Below are 15,123 nucleotides of genomic sequence, written 5' to 3' on the forward strand. Positions count from 1 at the left end.
GCTCTTCCGTGAACCGCTTCTTCAAGTCCGTTCTCCTCGTATAAAACGAACTTTACTAAGTTTCAGGTGGCCCTGTTTAGGGGGAGCAGGTCAGTTCGCATGCTTGAGTCGCATCGCGTTGTCATGGCTCAGTAGCTCGTCGAAGGTAACCGCATTTTCCGCAATCGCGAGCATTACGAAACACGTTTCCAGTAGCCCCCGCGAAATCGTGAGCGATTCGATCGTCATCCCGCTTTCAGCAAGCAGGAGTCCGGCCTCGAAGTGCGACAGGGCGCGGGCGAAAAACTGGGAAACAACGATCTGCCTGCTTGCACGCGCCAGCGGCAATAGCGCCGACATGTCGAGTGCGACCCTAGTGCACTTGTCGGCAAAACAGAACAGAGACAAATGCTCTAGGTGCAGCCTAGCTCGAAGGTCTGCTGATCGAGTGTCAGCGCGGCCATTCTGTTCGAAGGTACCCACAGTTGCGTTCCCCCGTTTGTCTGCAGATGACGTTGGTTTTTGGCTCGGCATCTTGGGTTGCCTGTTGGTGCAAGAGGCTAAAGTCTACTGACCTCGTCTCCGCAATGGCTATCAGCAATGCTGTGGGGACTTTGTTCCTGGTAGGGGGCAGACAACATTTGTTAGCCCCCGGCGCGCGCCCTCGTGACCCCGCCACGCCCCCGCGCTTCATGTGTGGGAAAGCGTGCAGCTGCATGAACCGACTGGAAAGCCCGCCAGTGCTGGGCTTCCGGGCAGTGTATGCCATCCCTGAAAACTTGCAGATTCATGCAGCCATGCACTTGCAATCATGCACCGACTTTCCTGCAGAAGGGGTGGGGGCTCTCAAAAAAGGTAACCACGGTTATCGGCAGGTCGGTTGACTTGTAAGTCAATGATTGCAAATAAATTATCTGGTTACCTTTGTGGGGTAATCAGCGGTAACCAAAAAGGTAATATTTCCGTAAGCTATTGAATTTATTGGAACATTCGAAACGAGTAGGTGACGGTTTGAAAAGGTAATCTGGTTACCTAGAAATTACCTCTAGATTACCTTTTTGCATTTGTCGTGAAGCCCCGTCGCTATTGAGTTTTCTGGCCGAATTGCCGGGCAGGTTACCTTGGTTACCTTTTTTTCGACCCCCACCGACTTGGCGAAAAGTCCGCGCACGTGATGCACGAGCGCACGCGTATGACGTGCATGAACATCATCGAAGCGGACAACAAAAAGCCCCGATTGCTCGGGGCTCTTTCATTGGAGGGCTGGGTCATTCGCCACCCTTGATCTCCTTGGCCATCTCCTTCAGCCGAGGCAGCAGGATCGACTCCAGCAGCTTCTGCTTGCTCTTGGCCGTGCTGTGCTTGAACACAAAGTCCAGCTCCTGAAACACCGCCGGTGTGCAGCGGAATAGCACGGCCTCAGACAGCTTGCTGCCTTGGTCGTACTCCGGCACCGGGATGATCTTCAACGGCACCTGCTCGGCCGGAGTTGCCGCGGCTGGCTCCTGCTCATGCGCGTCAGCGCCCGCCGTGAACCTCGTCAGTGCCTCCGGGTCGACGGGTTGGCCGCCGCCGGCCGCCATGCCCCGCTTGAAACGATTGCCGCTCATCACCTCTCTCCGAAAATTTCGTTGGCCAGCAGCTGGATCTCGGCCCTGGCCTTGGTGTTGTCCATCTCTACCACACCGCGGCCCTCGAGGAGCGCGTCGCGATAGATCTTGCGATCGCGCACGATACTGCGCGCGAGACCGATCTCCGGGTAGTCAGCCAGCAGCTCGCGCGCCTCGGCCACCTCCGTGATGCTCGGGTTCGTCGGGGCACGGGCGATCATGGCCATCACCTCGAGCGTCGAGTTCATTGCCTTGGCCATCCCGATCACCTCGGCCATATGCTCGATCGTCTCCAGGTCGGCGATGCTCGCCTGGATAGGCATGAGCAGCAGATCTGCCGCCACCATCGCCGAGCGCAGCTCCTTGCTATCGCGGCCGCCGGCGTCGACGATCACGAGTTCATAGCGTTTGGCCAGATCATTGGCCGTTGCGTAGACCTCGCCGGTCTTCTGAGCGCAGTGGATCATTGGTAGCTCGGCTGCGTTGCGGCGCGCGACCCACTTGCTGGCCGTGCATTGCGGATCCGCGTCCAGCAGCATCACATCGACGCCACGTTGCGCCATCACCACCGCGAGATTCGTGGCAGTCGTTGTCTTGCACGAGCCGCCCTTTTCACCACCCACCAATAAGATCATAGGTATGCTCCGATATGATATGAAATCATACGATATGATATCACTTGATATCAAAAAAATAAGCGGACAGGTATATTTACCTGGTACTCGCCGGCATGCGGGGCAACGTTCACGCCACGAGCGCCCTCTGCCAGTTTCTGGCGGGCGTAGGCGATAGCTTCGGCTTGGCTGGGGAAGGCTACCAGTTTGCGCAGCAGCACGTTAGAGATGATGGTCGGCATGATTGCCTCCTGAGGATTTAGGAAGTCCACCCAAAGCGGGGTGGGGGCGCTCCTACGGCCTCAGAGCCGCCGGGGCATTGCTGCTACCCGACACCCCCCTCGATCGACATGCCACCGTACGTGCAGACGCACGTTGGCCGATAAAGAAGGCGCAAAAAATCCGCGTGACAGACGCGGGGCACTGCTGAGGCTTTAGGAGGTATCCAGCATGCCATCGGAGGTGGTGCTGGTCAAATCAACGAAGCGTTTTTTTAGAACGAAACTGATTTTTTTAGAACGAGCATGTGACGCCATTTGAGTGATGAAGGCGTGCCAAAAAACAAAAAAGCCCTTGAATAATCAAGGGCTTAATTGGCTGACTGGCGGAGAGGGAGGGATTCGAACCCTCGGTACGCTATAAACGTACGCCTGATTTCGAGTCAGGTACATTCGACCACTCTGCCACCTCTCCGCGGCGAATCAGTGGGGCGCAGTATAGACAGGGTGCCCCGGCCTGTCAACGTCTTTTTTCATATTTCGGTCAGATGTCGACCACGCTGGCATCCGGCGCGTGTTTTTTGACCGACTCGATGCCGTTCTCCATCGCCGCCTTGCTGCTGTAGTACTCGCTGCGGCCGATCTCCTGGTGGTTGGCGGCCTTGAGGATGAAGTAGGGCTCGCCGTTCTTGTTCTCGCGCCGCTCGTAGCGCTCGTCGTCCGGTGCGTTCTTCTTCACCGACTCGACGCCGTTCAGCGCCGCCGCGTGGGTCTTGTAGAGTTCGCTGGTCAGGATGACCTGGCCGTTGCTCGCCTTCAGGTTGAACATGAACTGGCCGTCTTTGGCGGTTTTGACTTCGAACTTGCCTGCCATGGTGGGCTCCCCCGGGGGTTGGTACACTCGACCTTCTCAGGTTGGATGACGGCGTCCCCTTTGTCATCCCTTGCGTAAAGGAGAGTGGCTTTGAAGTTGGCCGAGCGTATGCGGGAGATCGCCCCGTTCCGGGTGATGGCGATTCTGGAGGCGGCGCGCGCGCGCGAAGCGGCCGGGCGCGACGTGATCCATCTCGAGGTCGGCGAGCCGGACTTCGCGACGCCGCCGGCGATCGTCGAGGCGGGGCGCCGGGCCTTGGCCGAGGGGCAGACCTTCTACAGCGCGGCGCAGGGGCTGCCCGAGCTGCGCTGCGCGATCTCGCGCTGGTACGCCGAGCGTTACCGCGTCGACGTGTCGCCCGCGCGCATCCTCGTCACGCCGGGCGCGTCCGGCGCGCTGATGGTGGCGCTGGCGCTCCTGGTCGGCGACGGCGACGAGGTGGTGATGGCCGACCCGACCTACCCGTGCAACCGCCACTTCGTCAGCCTGTACGGCGGCACGCCGGTGTCGCTGCCGGCCGGTCCCGAATCGTGCTACCAGCTCACCGCGCCGATGTTGGCCGAGGCCTGGGGCGCGCGCACCGTCGCCGCGATGGTGGCGAGCCCGGCCAACCCGACCGGCGGCGTGCTGAGCGCGGCCGAGATCCAGGCGTTGGCCGAGGTCTGCCGCGACAGGGGAGGGGCGCTGATCGTCGACGAGATCTACCACGGGCTGACTTACGGCTGCGACGCGGCCAGCGCCTTGCAGGTCGCCGACGACGCGCTGGTGATCAACAGCTTCTCGAAGTATTTCCAGATGACCGGCTGGCGCCTCGGCTGGCTGGTGGTGCCCGAGGCGCTGGTCGAGCCGGCGACGCGGCTGGCGCAGAACCTCTACCTGTGCGCGCCGGCGCCGGCGCAGGCGGCGGCGCTCGCCGCGTTCGAAGCGGACACGATCGCCTTGCTCGAAGAACGCCGCGCCGAGTTCGCGCGCCGGCGCGACTTCTTGGTCGACGCGCTGCCGCGCCTGGGCTGGAAGCTGCCGGTGGTGCCGGACGGCGCCTTCTACCTGTACGCCGACGTGAGCGCCGTCACCGACGACAGCCTCGCCTACTGCGCGCGCATTCTGGAGGAGGCCGACGTCGCGATCACGCCGGGGCTGGACTTCGGCCAGCACCGCGCCAACACCCATGTGCGCATCGCGTACACGACCGGCGTCGACCGCTTGGCCGAGGCGGTCGAGCGCATCGCGCGGCTCGGTTGACGCGGCGCGAGAAAAAAGCCGGCCCGCGGGCCGGCTTTTTTGCGTCGCGACGGCGTGCACGACCGCACGCCGGGCATCTCGTCCGGCAGCCCGGCCGGCGGCCGGGTTGGCCGAGCCGGGCCAGAAATAAAGATCGCGAGCCGGGGCTCAGGGTTCGAGGCGCAGCGTGACGTCGTCGCGCTCGTCGGCGACTTCGCGCAAGAGGTCGATCAGGCTGTCGAACAGCGGCGCGCCGAGCGCGGCGCGCGCGGCAACGGTGTCGCGCCACTCGATCGCGAACGGGCCTTCGACGTCGTTGGCGAGGCTGTCGAACAGCGCGTCGAGGTTGCGGCCGAAGTGGGGCGGCAGGCCCAGTTGCGCGTCGAGCGCGCGGTAGACGTCGTCGAGCGAGCCGACGCGCTCGATCACGCAGGTTTTCGTCAGCGGCATGGCGGAATCTCCCGGAAGGTCTGGTAGTGGTCGACGGTGACGAAGCGCCGTCCCGAGTCGGCGAACAACAGCCGCTTGGCGTTGCGCTTGCCGCCCTGGTAGTCGAGGTCGGCTTCGCGCCAGTGCGCGTCGGGCAGTCGTCGTTCGCGGTTGCCGAAGCGGTCGCCGCCGATCGACTTGCCGTTCAGGCCGGGCACGCTCCACAGCCCGGTGCCGGGGCGCCAGCCGGCCTCGCGCGCCTCGCGCTTGGTGACGAAGCGGTCAGGCAGGCGGCCGTGCCGGTTCAGGCTGGTCAGCACCTCGGTCAGTTGGGGCTCGTCGAGCTGGCGGCCGAGTTCGCGGTTGAGCGAAGCGACCACGTCGCGGCAAGCCGGCGCGGCGTGCGCGCTGCCGACGATCAGGCCGAGCGCGAGGGCGGCGAGGCGAAGGGGGCGGGCGCCGAATGGGGGCATGTCGGTGAATCTCCGCAAAGTCTGTCGAACAGCGATGAGCGCGGGCCGGCCGTGGCGGCTGTCCTTCCCGGCGAGGGAGGGGCGACGTTGGCCGAGGTCTGCGCTCCGTCACGATAGCAGAGCCGCGGCGGTGGCGAGGGGAGAACGGCGCCGGGCGTGCCCGGTCCGGCGGGGTGAAAACGGACGGCCCGCGCAGGGCGGGCCGTCGGGGCAAGGCGGGGCGAAGCGCCTCAGTTGTTCTGGATCACGATCTTCGGGAACTTGGCGGAGAAGTCCTGCGCCTTCTCGCCGACCTTGACCGCGACGCGGCGCGCGATCGCCTTGTAGATGTCGGCGACCTGGCCGTCGGGGTCGGCGACGACGCTCGGCCGGCCCTCGTCGACGGCGAGGCGGATGCCGATGTCGAGCGGCAGGGAACCGAGCACCTCGACGCCGAAGTCGGCCGCCATCCTGGCCGCGCCGCCCTCGCCGAAGATGTGCTCGGCGTGGCCGCAGTTCGAGCAGACGTGGATCGCCATGTTCTCGACCAGGCCGATGATGGGCACGCCGACCTTGTTGAACATGGTCACGCCCTTGCGGGCGTCCAGAAGCGCGATGTCCTGCGGCGTGGTGACGATCACCGCGCCGGTCACCGGCACCTTCTGCGACAGCGTCAGCTGGATGTCGCCGGTGCCCGGCGGCATGTCGACCAACAGGTAGTCGAGCTCGTTCCAGCGCGTGTCGTTCAAGAGTTGCTGCAGCGCCTGGCTGACCATCGGGCCGCGCCACACCATCGCCTGGTCCGGGTCGACCAGGTAACCGATCGACATGGTCTGGACGCCGTGGTTCTCGACCGGGATCAGGTGCTTGCCGTCCTCGGTCTCGGGGCGTTGTCCGGCCAGACCCATCATCAACGGTTGCGACGGGCCGTAGATGTCGGCGTCGAGGATGCCGACGCGCGCGCCCTCGGCCGCCAGCGCCAGCGCGAGGTTGGCCGTGGTGGTCGACTTGCCGACGCCGCCCTTGCCCGAGGCGACCGCGACGATGTTCTTCACGCCGGGCAACAGCGGCACGCCGCGCTGCACCGAGTGGCTGACGATCTCGCTACGCACGTTGGCCGAGACGGCGCGGCCGCCGGCCAGCGGCGCGAGCGCGGCCTCGAATTCGGCCTTCACGCGTTCGAACTGGCTCTTGGCCGGGTAGGCGAGTACGACGTCGAGCGTGACGCTGTCGTCGCCGATCTTGAGGTTCTTCACCGCGCGGCTGGCGGCGTAGGTCTTGCCGGTGTTCGGGTCGACAAGGCCGGCGACGGCGTCGAGCACCTGGGCGTCGGTCAGGGCGGGCATGGTGGACGGGATCTCCTTGGCGGAATCGGAAAACAGTTTGCTCAGTCTGGAAAACATGGTGTCTCGGCCGGGGTGGGGCAATACCTGAGTATTTTACTCGCTTTTTCGGACGGCCGGCATCGCCCTACAATGATGGCCGGATGAGCGACCCACGCTGACATAACGCAAACAAAGAGGAGACAAAATGAAAACCGTCACGCTGCCTTCGGGCGTCAAGGTGCCGGCGCTCGGGCAGGGCACCTGGTTCATGGGCGAGCAACGCGCGCGCCGCGCCGACGAGATCGCCGCGCTGCAGCACGGCATCGACCTGGGCATGACGCTGATCGACACTGCCGAGATGTACGGCGACGGCGCGACCGAGGAGCTGGTCGGCGAGGCGCTCGCCGGCCGCCGCGACGAGGCCTTCCTCGTCAGCAAGGTCTACCCGTGGAACGCCAGCCGCAAGGGCACCCGCCAGGCGTGCGAACGCTCGCTCAAGCGCCTCAAGACCGACCGCATCGACTTGTACCTCTTGCACTGGCGCGGCAACGTGCCGTTCCGCGACACCATCGCCGCGATGGAGGAGCTGGTCGCCGAGGGCAAGATCCGCTACTGGGGCGTGAGCAACCTCGACACCGACGACATGGACGAGCTGTACGAGTTGCTCGACGGCGAGCGCTGCCAGGTCGACCAGGTGCTGTACAACCTGACGCGCCGCGGCCCGGAATACGATCTTCTGCCGTGGTGCCGCGAGCGCCGCATGCCGATCATGGCCTACAGCCCGATCGAGCAGGGCCGCGTGCCGGTCGACGGCGCCCTGGCCGACGTCGCCGCCCGGCACGGCGTCAGCCCCTACCAGGTCGCGCTCGCCTGGGTGCTGCGCGACGACAAGGTGATCGCGATCCCGAAGGCGGCGCGCGTCGAGCATGTCGCCGAGAACCGCGCGGCGCTCGACATCGCGCTCGACGCCGACGACCTGGCTGCGCTCGACGCCGAATTCCCGCCGCCCGACTGCAAGACGCCGCTCGAGATGCTGTGAGCCGGCCCCGGGCGATGCTTCCCGCATGGCCCGCCGCGCCGCGCTGGCCCGGGTCGCCGGTTTTCTATAGCATTCAAGGGCCTGACACGACGGGCGGCGACCGCGCCGCCCGCTCCCGAGCCGCCGACCCCACGAGGGTCAGGCGGCTTCTGTTCTTTGCGAAAAGGCCCCTTCATGCAAGAAAAATACGCGTCCCTGAGCCGCGCGACGCTGTGCTTCCCGCTCGCGCTAGTGCTGTTCGAATTCTCCGTCTACATCGGCAACGACATGATCCAGCCGGGCATGCTCGCGGTCGTGGCCGAGTTCGGCGTCGATTCCGGCTGGGTGCCGTCGTCGCTGACCGCCTACCTCGTCGGCGGCGCGATGCTGCAGTGGCTGCTCGGCCCGCTGTCCGACCGCGTCGGCCGCCGCCCGGTGATGTTGGCCGGCGTCGCCTTCTTCGTGTTGTCCTGCGTCGCGACCTTCTTCTCGCGCAGCATCGAAAGCTTCATGCTGCTGCGCGTGCTGCAGGGCATGGGCCTGTGCTTCATCACCGCGATCGCCTACGCCTCGGTGCAGGAGGCGTTCGAGGAGGCCGCCGCCGTCAAGGTGACCGCGCTGATGGCCAACGTCGCGCTGATCGCGCCCCTGGTCGGCCCGCTGGCCGGCGCCGCGCTGATCGCACACTGGCCGTGGCGCGTCATGTTCGGCCTGATCGCCGCCTGCGCCTTCGTCTCCTGGCTGGGCCTGATCCGCACGATGCCGGAAACGGTCGTCAAGCCGGCCGGCAGGCTGTCGGTCGCCGGCGTCGCGGGCGACTACCGTGCGCTGCTGAAAAACCGCCGCTTTGTCGCCGCCGCGCTGGTGCTGCCGCTGATGTCGCTGCCGCTGTTGGGCTGGATCGCGCTGTCGCCGGTGATGCTGATGGAAGGCGCGGCGATGAGCCCGACCGGCTACGGCCTCGCGCAGCTGCCGGTGTTCGGCGCGCTGATCGCCGGCAACCTGACGCTGGTGCGCCTGACCGACAAGGTGCCGCTCGGCCGCTCGGTGGTGTACGGCCAGGCTTTCCTGCTGGCCGGCGTCGCGACGATGGTCGCGACGAGTTGGTTGCCGCCGCTGGCCGCCGGCCTCGGCCTGATGGCGGGCGTCAGCCTGATGTGCTTCGGCGAGGGCCTGTCGTTCGCGGTGCTGTACCGCTTCGCGCTGACCGCCAGCGACGTCAGCAAGGGCACGATCGCCGCGACGATCGGCATGCTGTCGATGTCGGTGTACGCGGTCGGCATCGAGGCGTTCAAGCACGGCTACTTCGCCGTCGGCCCGTTCGGCTACGCGGCGCTGTCGCTGGTGTGCACGCTGCTGTTCTGGCGGCTGTCGCGCCGCGTGGTCGCCAGCGCGATGCGCGAGCGCGCCGACGGTGCGCTGGCCGCGCTGCGCGCGTGAGCGGTTGGGCTGGGCCGCGCTCGGCCAACTTTTTTCACCAAGGAGAACCCAGATGGACGAGGCCCAATTGGCCGACCTGACGGCGCGCTGCCGCGCCTTCCGCGACGCGCGCGACTGGGCGCGCTTTCATTCGGCGTTCAACCTGATCGTCAGCCTCAACCTCGAGGCGGCCGAGTTACTCGAATTCACGCAGTGGCAGACCGAGCAGGGCCTGGCCGAGCGGCTGGCGGGCGACGCGCAAGCGAAGGAAGCGCTGGCGCACGAGTGCGCCGACGTGATGATGTACCTCTTGATGCTCGCCGACGCCGCCGGTGTCGATCTTCATCGGGCCGTGCTCGACAAGCTCGCGATCAACGAGACGCGCTACCCGGTCGACAAGGCCAGGGGCGTTGCGACCAAATACCGCGAGCTGTGACGCGGCCTCGGCCAACGTCGTTCGGCCGGGGCCGGTGCTATACTCGGCGGTTTGCGATTTCCAGCGATTCCAAACCATTCAGGGGGAGCCCCGGCATGAGCCAACAACGCCAGATTCTGGTGACCAGCGCGCTGCCTTACGCGAACGGCGCGATCCACCTCGGCCACATGGTCGAGCACATCCAGACCGACGTCTGGGTGCGCTTCCAGAAAATGCGCGGCCACGAGTGCTACTACGTCTGTGCCGACGACACCCACGGCACGCCGATCATGCTGGCCGCCGAGAAGCAGGGCGTCACGCCCGAAGCGCTGATCGAGCGCGTGCAGGCCGAGCACCTGGCCGACTTCACCGGCTTCCACATCGGCTACGACAATTACTACAGCACCAACAGCCCGGAAAACCGCGAGTACGCGCGCAGCATCTACAACACGCTGAAGGCCAACGGCAAGATCGTGTCGCGCACCATCGAACAGCTGTTCGACCCGGAAAAGCAGATGTTCCTGCCCGACCGCTTCGTCAAGGGCGAGTGCCCGAAGTGTTCGGCCAAGGACCAGTACGGCGACAACTGCGAGGTGTGCGGCGCGACCTACAGCCCGACCGAGCTGAAGAACCCGTATTCCGCCGTATCCGGCGCGACGCCGGTGCTCAAGACTTCCGAGCACTTCTTCTTCCGGCTCGGCGACTGCGCCGACTACCTGAAGGGCTGGACCGCCGGCAGCAGCGTGCGCGGCGACGGCGAAACCCAGCCGCACCTGCAGGCCGAGTCGCTGAACAAGATGAACGAGTGGATCGAAGGCGGTCTGAACGACTGGGACATCAGCCGCGACGCGCCGTACTTCGGCTTCGAGATCCCCGACGCGCCGGGCAAGTACTTCTACGTGTGGCTGGACGCGCCGGTCGGCTACATGGCGTCGTTCAAGAACCTCGCCGACCGCATCGGCCTGAACTTCGACGACTGGTTCAAGCCGGACTCCAAGGCCGAGCTGTACCACTTCATCGGCAAGGATATCCTGTACTTCCACGCGCTGTTCTGGCCGGCGATGCTGCACTTCGCCGGCTTCAGGGCGCCGACCGGCGTGTTCGCGCACGGCTTTTTGACCGTCGACGGCCAGAAGATGTCCAAGTCGCGCGGCACCTTCATCACCGCCAAGTCCTACCTCGACTGCGGTCTGAACCCGGAGTGGATGCGCTACTACATCGCCGCCAAGCTGAACGCACGCATCGAGGACATCGACCTCTCGCTCGACGACTTCGTCGCGCGCGTGAACTCCGACCTGGTCGGCAAGTTCGTCAACATCGCCAGCCGCTCTGCCGGCTTCATCGCCAAGCGCTTTGGCGGCCAGTTGGCCGAGGCTGTCGCCGACGGCGAGATCCTCGCCAGGTTGCAGAACGAGGCGGCCGCCATCGCCGCCGCCTACGAGGCGCGCGAATACGCGAAGGCGCTGCGCGACGTGATGGGCCTGGCCGACCTCGTCAACGCCTACGTCGACGCGAACAAGCCATGGGAACTCGCGAAGCAGCAAGGGCAGGACGCGCGTCTGCAGGAAGTCTGCACCGTGCTGATCAACGCCTTCCGCCTGCTGACCATCTACCTCAAGCCGGTGCTGCCCAAGTTGGCCGAGGGCGTCGAGGCCTTCCTCAACGTCGCGCCGCTGACCTGGCGCGACGCCGACAGCCTGCTCTTGGGCCACACCATCGCGCCCTACCAGCACCTGATGCAGCGCATCGACCCGGCCCTGATCGAAAAACTGATCGAAGCGAACAAGCAGAGCATGGAACCACAAGCCGCGCCGGCCGCCGCCGGCAACTTCGAGCCCTTGGCCGACACCATCACCATCGACGACTTCGCCAAGCTCGACCTGCGCATCGGCAAGGTGCTCGACTGCCAGTTCATCGAGGGTTCGGACAAGCTGTTGAACTTCACCGTCGACCTCGGCTTCGAGACGCGCACCATCTTCTCGGGCATCCGCAAGGCCTACCCGGAGCCGGAAAAGCTGATCGGCCGCAAGGTGGTGGTCGTCGCCAACCTCGCGCCGCGCAAGATGCGCTTCGGCACCTCGTCCGGCATGATCGTCTGCGCGTCGGGCGCCGACGACGGCTCGGGCCTGTTCCTGCTGGACGCCGACCAGGGCGCCGCGCCGGGCATGCGCATCGGCTGATCGACCCCGGGTTGGCCGAGCGCCGACCTGTCCGCCCCGCCCGCGCCTGGTGCGCCGGCGGGGCGTTTTTGCGTCGGGCAAGTGCAATCAATCCGTCATCAATGTTTGTTATGTTGAGCCGGATTAAGGAACTTTTAGCGTATATTGTGTCTGATATGATGTTTCGATAAGCGTCGGCGGCAAGGATCGCCGGCGCACGATTGCGTTCAAGGAGAAAAATAGTGCGTATCAAACAACTGAAACCGGGCGTCACCATCCGCGACTGGCTGAACGGCAAGGTCATCCATTTCGAGGTGCTCGACGTCAAACCGGTCGGCTCGCGCTTCGAAGTCACCTTCCGCTCGCCGCTGGGCCGCAGCAGCGCCATCTACCCGGGCGACGCCTTCGTCGCCGTCGCGCAGTAAGCCCCGCCCAGCCGTTTTCCGGGCCGTGTCACGGCCCAAGCCCTCCGTCCCCGCTTCCCCCCGAGAGATCGCCGCGACCGGTGCCGCCGGTCGCGCACCCGTGCCTTTGACCCCTTCCGCCCGCGCGCTTCCACGCTGCGTGTTCGTACGGATGTTGCAATCGGACGGCATGTTGGACAATCATCCGATGTCTGGACCGCCACGCGCGACGCCAAGGGGGCGCAGCGGGCGCAGCCAGCTGGACAGTCATGGACAAGAGGATTTTCCTGCTCGCCTTCGCGAATTTCGCGATGGGCCTGGTCGAGATGTTTCCGGTCGGCATCCTGAGCCGCATCTCGAACGATTTGTCGGTACCGGTCGGCGCCGCCGGCCAGATGCTCGGCGTGTTCTCGCTGACCTTCGCGCTCGCCGCGCCCATCCTGCAGGTGCTGACCGCGCGCTTCGACCGCCGTCGCGTGCTGATGGCGGCGATCGCGGTGTTCTCCGCCGGTACGCTGTGGGCGTGGTTCGCCGACGGCTTCACCGGCCAGCTCGCCGCGCGCGTGGTGCAGGCGGCCGCCGGCGGCCTGATGTGCGGCACCGCCTTCGGTCTCGCCGCGCATCTGGCCGCGCCGAGCTTCCGCGGCCGCGCGATCGCGCTGACGGCGATGGGCATCAGCAGCTCGATCGTGCTCGGCGTGCCGCTCGGCATCCTGGTCGCCGAACAGATCGGCTGGCGCGCGATGTACCTGATCACCGCCGCCTGCGCGCTGTTGGCGCTGGCCGGCGTGTGGCGCTGGCTGCCGCCGGTGGCCGGCAGCGGCGCGGTGCCGATCTCGCAGCAGTTGCGTACGCTCAGGAGCGCCAAGCTGTTGTCGGCGCACGGCGTGACCTTCCTGTTGATGTGGGGGCACTTCGCGATGTACGCGTTTCTGGCGCCGTTCATGGAGCAGGTGGTGGGGCTGGACGCGCACTGGATGAGCGTCGTCTACCTCGCCTTCGGCGCGGCCGGCATGAGCGGCGGCTTCCTCGGCGGCTACAGCAGCGACCGCTGGGGCGGCGTGCGCGCGGCGATGGGCGCCGGTTGTGCGCTGGCGGTCGCGCTGGCGCTGTTGCCGTTCGCCTCGGCCAGCGTCTGGCTGGTGCTGCCGGTGGTGGTGGTGTGGGCGATGTCGGCGTGGGGCTCGACGCCGTCGGTGCAACACTACATCACCGCGACCTCGCCCGAGACGGCCGGCATCCAGCTAGGGCTCAACCTCGCCGCGCTGAATTTCGGCATCACGATGGGTTCGGCGGTCGGCGGGCTGACGCTGGAGTTCGTCTCGGTACGCTACAACCCGTGGGTCGGCGCCTTGGTGGTGATCGCCGGCGTGCTGCTGGCGCGCTACTCGGCCAGCCTGCCGCGTACCCGGCTCGCAGCGGCGCGCGCGGTGTAAACTCGGCGCCGTTCCCTTATCGATCGCGAGGAGCGCCGCATGGCGAGCTACAACGTCCTGACCGTCGCGGGTTCCGACTCCGGCGGCGGCGCCGGCATCCAGGCCGACCTGAAGACCTTCTCGGCGCTCGGCGTCTACGGCGCCAGCGTGCTGACCGCGCTGACCGCGCAGAACACGCGCGGCGTCGCCGCCGTACACGCGGTGCCGGCCGACTTCGTCGCCGCGCAGCTGGACGCGGTGTTCTCCGACATCCGCGTCGACGCGGTCAAGATCGGCATGCTCGCGACCGCCGACATCGTCGCGGCGGTCGCCGAGCGCTTGCGCCACTGGCAGCCCGCCGTCGTCGTGCTCGACCCGGTGATGGTCAGCAAGGGCGGCGCGCCGCTTCTGGCGCCCGAGGCCGAGGCGGCGATCCGCGCGCATCTCTTGCCCTTGGCCGACATCGTCACGCCCAACCTCGGCGAGGCGGCGGCCCTGCTCGGCGTGCCGGTCGCGGCCGACGAGGCGGCGATGCTCGCGCAGGCCGAGGCGCTGCTCGCGCTAGGCGCGCGTCGCGTGCTGATCAAGGGCGGGGCGCTCGCCGGTGCGAGCGACAGCCCCGACTGGCTGGTCGGCGCGAGCAGCGGCCGCGTGCGGCTCGACGGCGCGCGCGCGCCGCACGGCTACACGCACGGCACCGGCTGCACGCTGTCGGCGGCGCTGGCGGCGCTCTACCCGCTGCGCGGCGACTGGAGCGCGACCGCGCGCGACGCCAAGGCCTACCTGAACGCGGCGCTGGCGGCGGCCGACCGGATCGAGGTCGGCGGCGGCATCCACCCGGTGCACCACTTCCACGCCTACTGGTGAGCGCGACGTCGGCCGCAGCGCCTCGGCCAACGCGGGTGGGCATATCGGGGAAGGCCGCGATGGCGCGCGACGCGACGGCGCGGCATCATCGCCGGCGTCGTCATTCGTCCGGCGACGCCGGCCGCCGTCGCGGCCCGCGCCGGGCCAGGAGTCCGAGATGAATCCCGTTTGCAAACGTTTGACCATCCACGGCCGCGTGCAGGGCGTCTACTACCGCGACAGCGCGGTCGAGGCGGCCGCGCGCCTGGGCGTCGCCGGCTGGGTGCGCAACCGGCGCGACGGCACGGTCGAGGCGCTCGTCTGCGGCCAGAGCGACGCCGTCGCCGCCTTCGTCGCCTGGGCGCACGAGGGGCCGCCGGCGGCACAGGTCGCGCGCGTCGACGTCGCCGACGCGGCGGTGCCGCCGCCCGAGGGCTTTAGCCGGCTGCCGACCGTCTGAGCCTATACTCGAAGGGTCCGCGCCGCGGACCCTTCGCCTTTGCGGCGGGCACCCGTCACGGCAGCCGCGACGAGCGTGCAGCCGGCGTCGCGACGTTCCGCCGCTTGTGTCGGCGTTTGTGTGGGGCAGGCCGGGCGTGTCCCTCGACGACCGCTCGCTCGAGCCGTCACCCGATGTCGCGCTGCCGGCCCGGGGCGGGCGGCGGAGGCGGCGGTCGCGGTATACTCGGGGGTTTGCCCGCACGAAGCGGGCGCTGTTCACGTCC

At 66.9% G+C, this 15,123-nt stretch carries 18 protein-coding genes and 1 tRNA gene; 10 read left to right on the top strand and 9 right to left on the bottom strand.

The annotated features are described in order from the left end of the window. Positions 1–90: 90 nt before the first annotated feature. Positions 91–339, bottom strand: a complete 249-nt coding sequence (locus tag EV683_RS11350) for a DUF5677 domain-containing protein (protein ID WP_131862845.1) — start codon at positions 337–339, stop codon at positions 91–93. 356 nt (positions 340–695) lie between these two features. On the opposite strand from EV683_RS11350, the gene EV683_RS14310 reads away from it, so the two are divergent. Continuing rightward, complete coding sequence (locus EV683_RS14310; RefSeq protein WP_165916822.1) at positions 696–863, top strand: hypothetical protein; 168 nt, start codon at positions 696–698, stop codon at positions 861–863. A gap of 384 nt (positions 864–1,247) precedes the next feature. Here EV683_RS14310 and EV683_RS11355 read toward each other — a convergent pair whose 3' ends face one another. The 5 genes from EV683_RS11355 to EV683_RS11370 all read right to left on the bottom strand — a co-directional run bounded on the left by EV683_RS11355 (position 1,248) and on the right by EV683_RS11370 (position 3,295). Beyond that, complete coding sequence (locus EV683_RS11355) at positions 1,248–1,589, bottom strand: hypothetical protein (RefSeq protein WP_131862846.1); 342 nt, start codon at positions 1,587–1,589, stop codon at positions 1,248–1,250. Next, a complete protein-coding gene (locus EV683_RS11360) occupies positions 1,589–2,224 on the bottom strand; it encodes an AAA family ATPase (RefSeq protein ID WP_131862847.1) in 636 nt (211 codons plus the stop codon). Before EV683_RS11360 ends, EV683_RS11355 begins: the two co-directional genes overlap by 1 nt. A gap of 50 nt (positions 2,225–2,274) precedes the next feature. Beyond that, a complete protein-coding gene (locus tag EV683_RS14315; RefSeq protein ID WP_165916823.1) occupies positions 2,275–2,445 on the bottom strand; it encodes a hypothetical protein in 171 nt (56 codons plus the stop codon). Positions 2,446–2,805: 360 nt separating this feature from the next. Beyond that, positions 2,806–2,896, bottom strand: a tRNA-Ser gene (locus EV683_RS11365). A gap of 69 nt (positions 2,897–2,965) precedes the next feature. Then, entirely contained in the window at positions 2,966–3,295 is a 330-nt protein-coding gene (locus tag EV683_RS11370; RefSeq protein ID WP_066609428.1) for a YegP family protein, read from the bottom strand. Between the two features lie 84 nt (positions 3,296–3,379). On the opposite strand from EV683_RS11370, the gene EV683_RS11375 reads away from it, so the two are divergent. Then, complete coding sequence (locus EV683_RS11375; RefSeq protein ID WP_165916824.1) at positions 3,380–4,537, top strand: pyridoxal phosphate-dependent aminotransferase; 1,158 nt, start codon at positions 3,380–3,382, stop codon at positions 4,535–4,537. Between the two features lie 147 nt (positions 4,538–4,684). On the opposite strand, the gene EV683_RS11380 is transcribed toward EV683_RS11375, so the two are convergent. The 3 genes from EV683_RS11380 to apbC form a co-directional block, all read right to left on the bottom strand. Continuing rightward, positions 4,685–4,966: a barstar family protein gene (locus EV683_RS11380; RefSeq protein WP_131862849.1), complete on the bottom strand. Its 282-nt coding sequence runs from the start codon at positions 4,964–4,966 to the stop codon at positions 4,685–4,687. After that, positions 4,957–5,418: a ribonuclease domain-containing protein gene (locus EV683_RS11385; RefSeq protein ID WP_131862850.1), complete on the bottom strand. Its 462-nt coding sequence runs from the start codon at positions 5,416–5,418 to the stop codon at positions 4,957–4,959. The genes EV683_RS11380 and EV683_RS11385 overlap by 10 nt, the downstream gene beginning before the upstream one ends. A 230-nt stretch (positions 5,419–5,648) precedes the next feature. Further along, complete coding sequence (apbC, locus tag EV683_RS11390) at positions 5,649–6,743, bottom strand: iron-sulfur cluster carrier protein ApbC (protein WP_243694754.1); 1,095 nt, start codon at positions 6,741–6,743, stop codon at positions 5,649–5,651. 184 nt (positions 6,744–6,927) lie between these two features. Between apbC and EV683_RS11395 the strand changes: the two genes are divergently transcribed. The 8 genes from EV683_RS11395 to EV683_RS11430 all read left to right on the top strand — a co-directional run bounded on the left by EV683_RS11395 (position 6,928) and on the right by EV683_RS11430 (position 14,858). Next, positions 6,928–7,761, top strand: a complete 834-nt coding sequence (locus EV683_RS11395; protein WP_131862852.1) for an aldo/keto reductase — start codon at positions 6,928–6,930, stop codon at positions 7,759–7,761. A 174-nt stretch (positions 7,762–7,935) separates the two neighbouring features. Next, entirely contained in the window at positions 7,936–9,180 is a 1,245-nt protein-coding gene (locus EV683_RS11400) for an MFS transporter (RefSeq protein WP_131862853.1), read from the top strand. A gap of 52 nt (positions 9,181–9,232) precedes the next feature. After that, the gene (locus tag EV683_RS11405) at positions 9,233–9,595 is read left to right on the top strand and encodes a nucleotide pyrophosphohydrolase (RefSeq protein ID WP_066609422.1); all 363 of its coding nucleotides are present in this window, start codon (positions 9,233–9,235) and stop codon (positions 9,593–9,595) included. 95 nt (positions 9,596–9,690) lie between these two features. Next, positions 9,691–11,754, top strand: coding sequence for a methionine--tRNA ligase (metG, locus tag EV683_RS11410; RefSeq protein ID WP_131862854.1), 2,064 nt, complete (start codon positions 9,691–9,693; stop codon positions 11,752–11,754). Between the two features lie 221 nt (positions 11,755–11,975). Further along, positions 11,976–12,158, top strand: a complete 183-nt coding sequence (locus EV683_RS11415; RefSeq protein WP_066609420.1) for a hypothetical protein — start codon at positions 11,976–11,978, stop codon at positions 12,156–12,158. A gap of 248 nt (positions 12,159–12,406) precedes the next feature. Further along, entirely contained in the window at positions 12,407–13,573 is a 1,167-nt protein-coding gene (locus tag EV683_RS11420) for an MFS transporter (RefSeq protein ID WP_131862855.1), read from the top strand. 39 nt (positions 13,574–13,612) lie between these two features. Continuing rightward, positions 13,613–14,419, top strand: a complete 807-nt coding sequence (thiD, locus tag EV683_RS11425; RefSeq protein ID WP_131862856.1) for a bifunctional hydroxymethylpyrimidine kinase/phosphomethylpyrimidine kinase — start codon at positions 13,613–13,615, stop codon at positions 14,417–14,419. A gap of 157 nt (positions 14,420–14,576) precedes the next feature. Continuing rightward, complete coding sequence (locus tag EV683_RS11430; protein WP_131862857.1) at positions 14,577–14,858, top strand: acylphosphatase; 282 nt, start codon at positions 14,577–14,579, stop codon at positions 14,856–14,858. Positions 14,859–15,123 lie beyond the last annotated feature (265 nt).

Source organism: Crenobacter luteus (assembly GCF_004345725.1).
Taxonomy (GTDB): Bacteria; Pseudomonadota; Gammaproteobacteria; order Burkholderiales; family Chromobacteriaceae; genus Crenobacter; species Crenobacter luteus.

Coding starts and splice junctions, on each gene's coding strand:
- EV683_RS11350 (WP_131862845.1), bottom strand. CDS start 339: ATGTCGGCGCTATTGCCGCTGGCGCGTGCAAGCAGGCAGATCGTTGTT.
- EV683_RS14310 (WP_165916822.1), top strand. CDS start 696: ATGAACCGACTGGAAAGCCCGCCAGTGCTGGGCTTCCGGGCAGTGTAT.
- EV683_RS11355 (WP_131862846.1), bottom strand. CDS start 1,589: ATGAGCGGCAATCGTTTCAAGCGGGGCATGGCGGCCGGCGGCGGCCAA.
- EV683_RS11360 (WP_131862847.1), bottom strand. CDS start 2,224: ATGATCTTATTGGTGGGTGGTGAAAAGGGCGGCTCGTGCAAGACAACG.
- EV683_RS14315 (WP_165916823.1), bottom strand. CDS start 2,445: ATGCCGACCATCATCTCTAACGTGCTGCTGCGCAAACTGGTAGCCTTC.
- EV683_RS11370 (WP_066609428.1), bottom strand. CDS start 3,295: ATGGCAGGCAAGTTCGAAGTCAAAACCGCCAAAGACGGCCAGTTCATG.
- EV683_RS11380 (WP_131862849.1), bottom strand. CDS start 4,966: ATGCCGCTGACGAAAACCTGCGTGATCGAGCGCGTCGGCTCGCTCGAC.
- EV683_RS11385 (WP_131862850.1), bottom strand. CDS start 5,418: ATGCCCCCATTCGGCGCCCGCCCCCTTCGCCTCGCCGCCCTCGCGCTC.
- apbC (WP_243694754.1), bottom strand. CDS start 6,743: ATGCCCGCCCTGACCGACGCCCAGGTGCTCGACGCCGTCGCCGGCCTT.
- EV683_RS11395 (WP_131862852.1), top strand. CDS start 6,928: ATGAAAACCGTCACGCTGCCTTCGGGCGTCAAGGTGCCGGCGCTCGGG.
- EV683_RS11400 (WP_131862853.1), top strand. CDS start 7,936: ATGCAAGAAAAATACGCGTCCCTGAGCCGCGCGACGCTGTGCTTCCCG.
- EV683_RS11405 (WP_066609422.1), top strand. CDS start 9,233: ATGGACGAGGCCCAATTGGCCGACCTGACGGCGCGCTGCCGCGCCTTC.
- metG (WP_131862854.1), top strand. CDS start 9,691: ATGAGCCAACAACGCCAGATTCTGGTGACCAGCGCGCTGCCTTACGCG.
- EV683_RS11420 (WP_131862855.1), top strand. CDS start 12,407: ATGGACAAGAGGATTTTCCTGCTCGCCTTCGCGAATTTCGCGATGGGC.
- thiD (WP_131862856.1), top strand. CDS start 13,613: ATGGCGAGCTACAACGTCCTGACCGTCGCGGGTTCCGACTCCGGCGGC.
- EV683_RS11430 (WP_131862857.1), top strand. CDS start 14,577: ATGAATCCCGTTTGCAAACGTTTGACCATCCACGGCCGCGTGCAGGGC.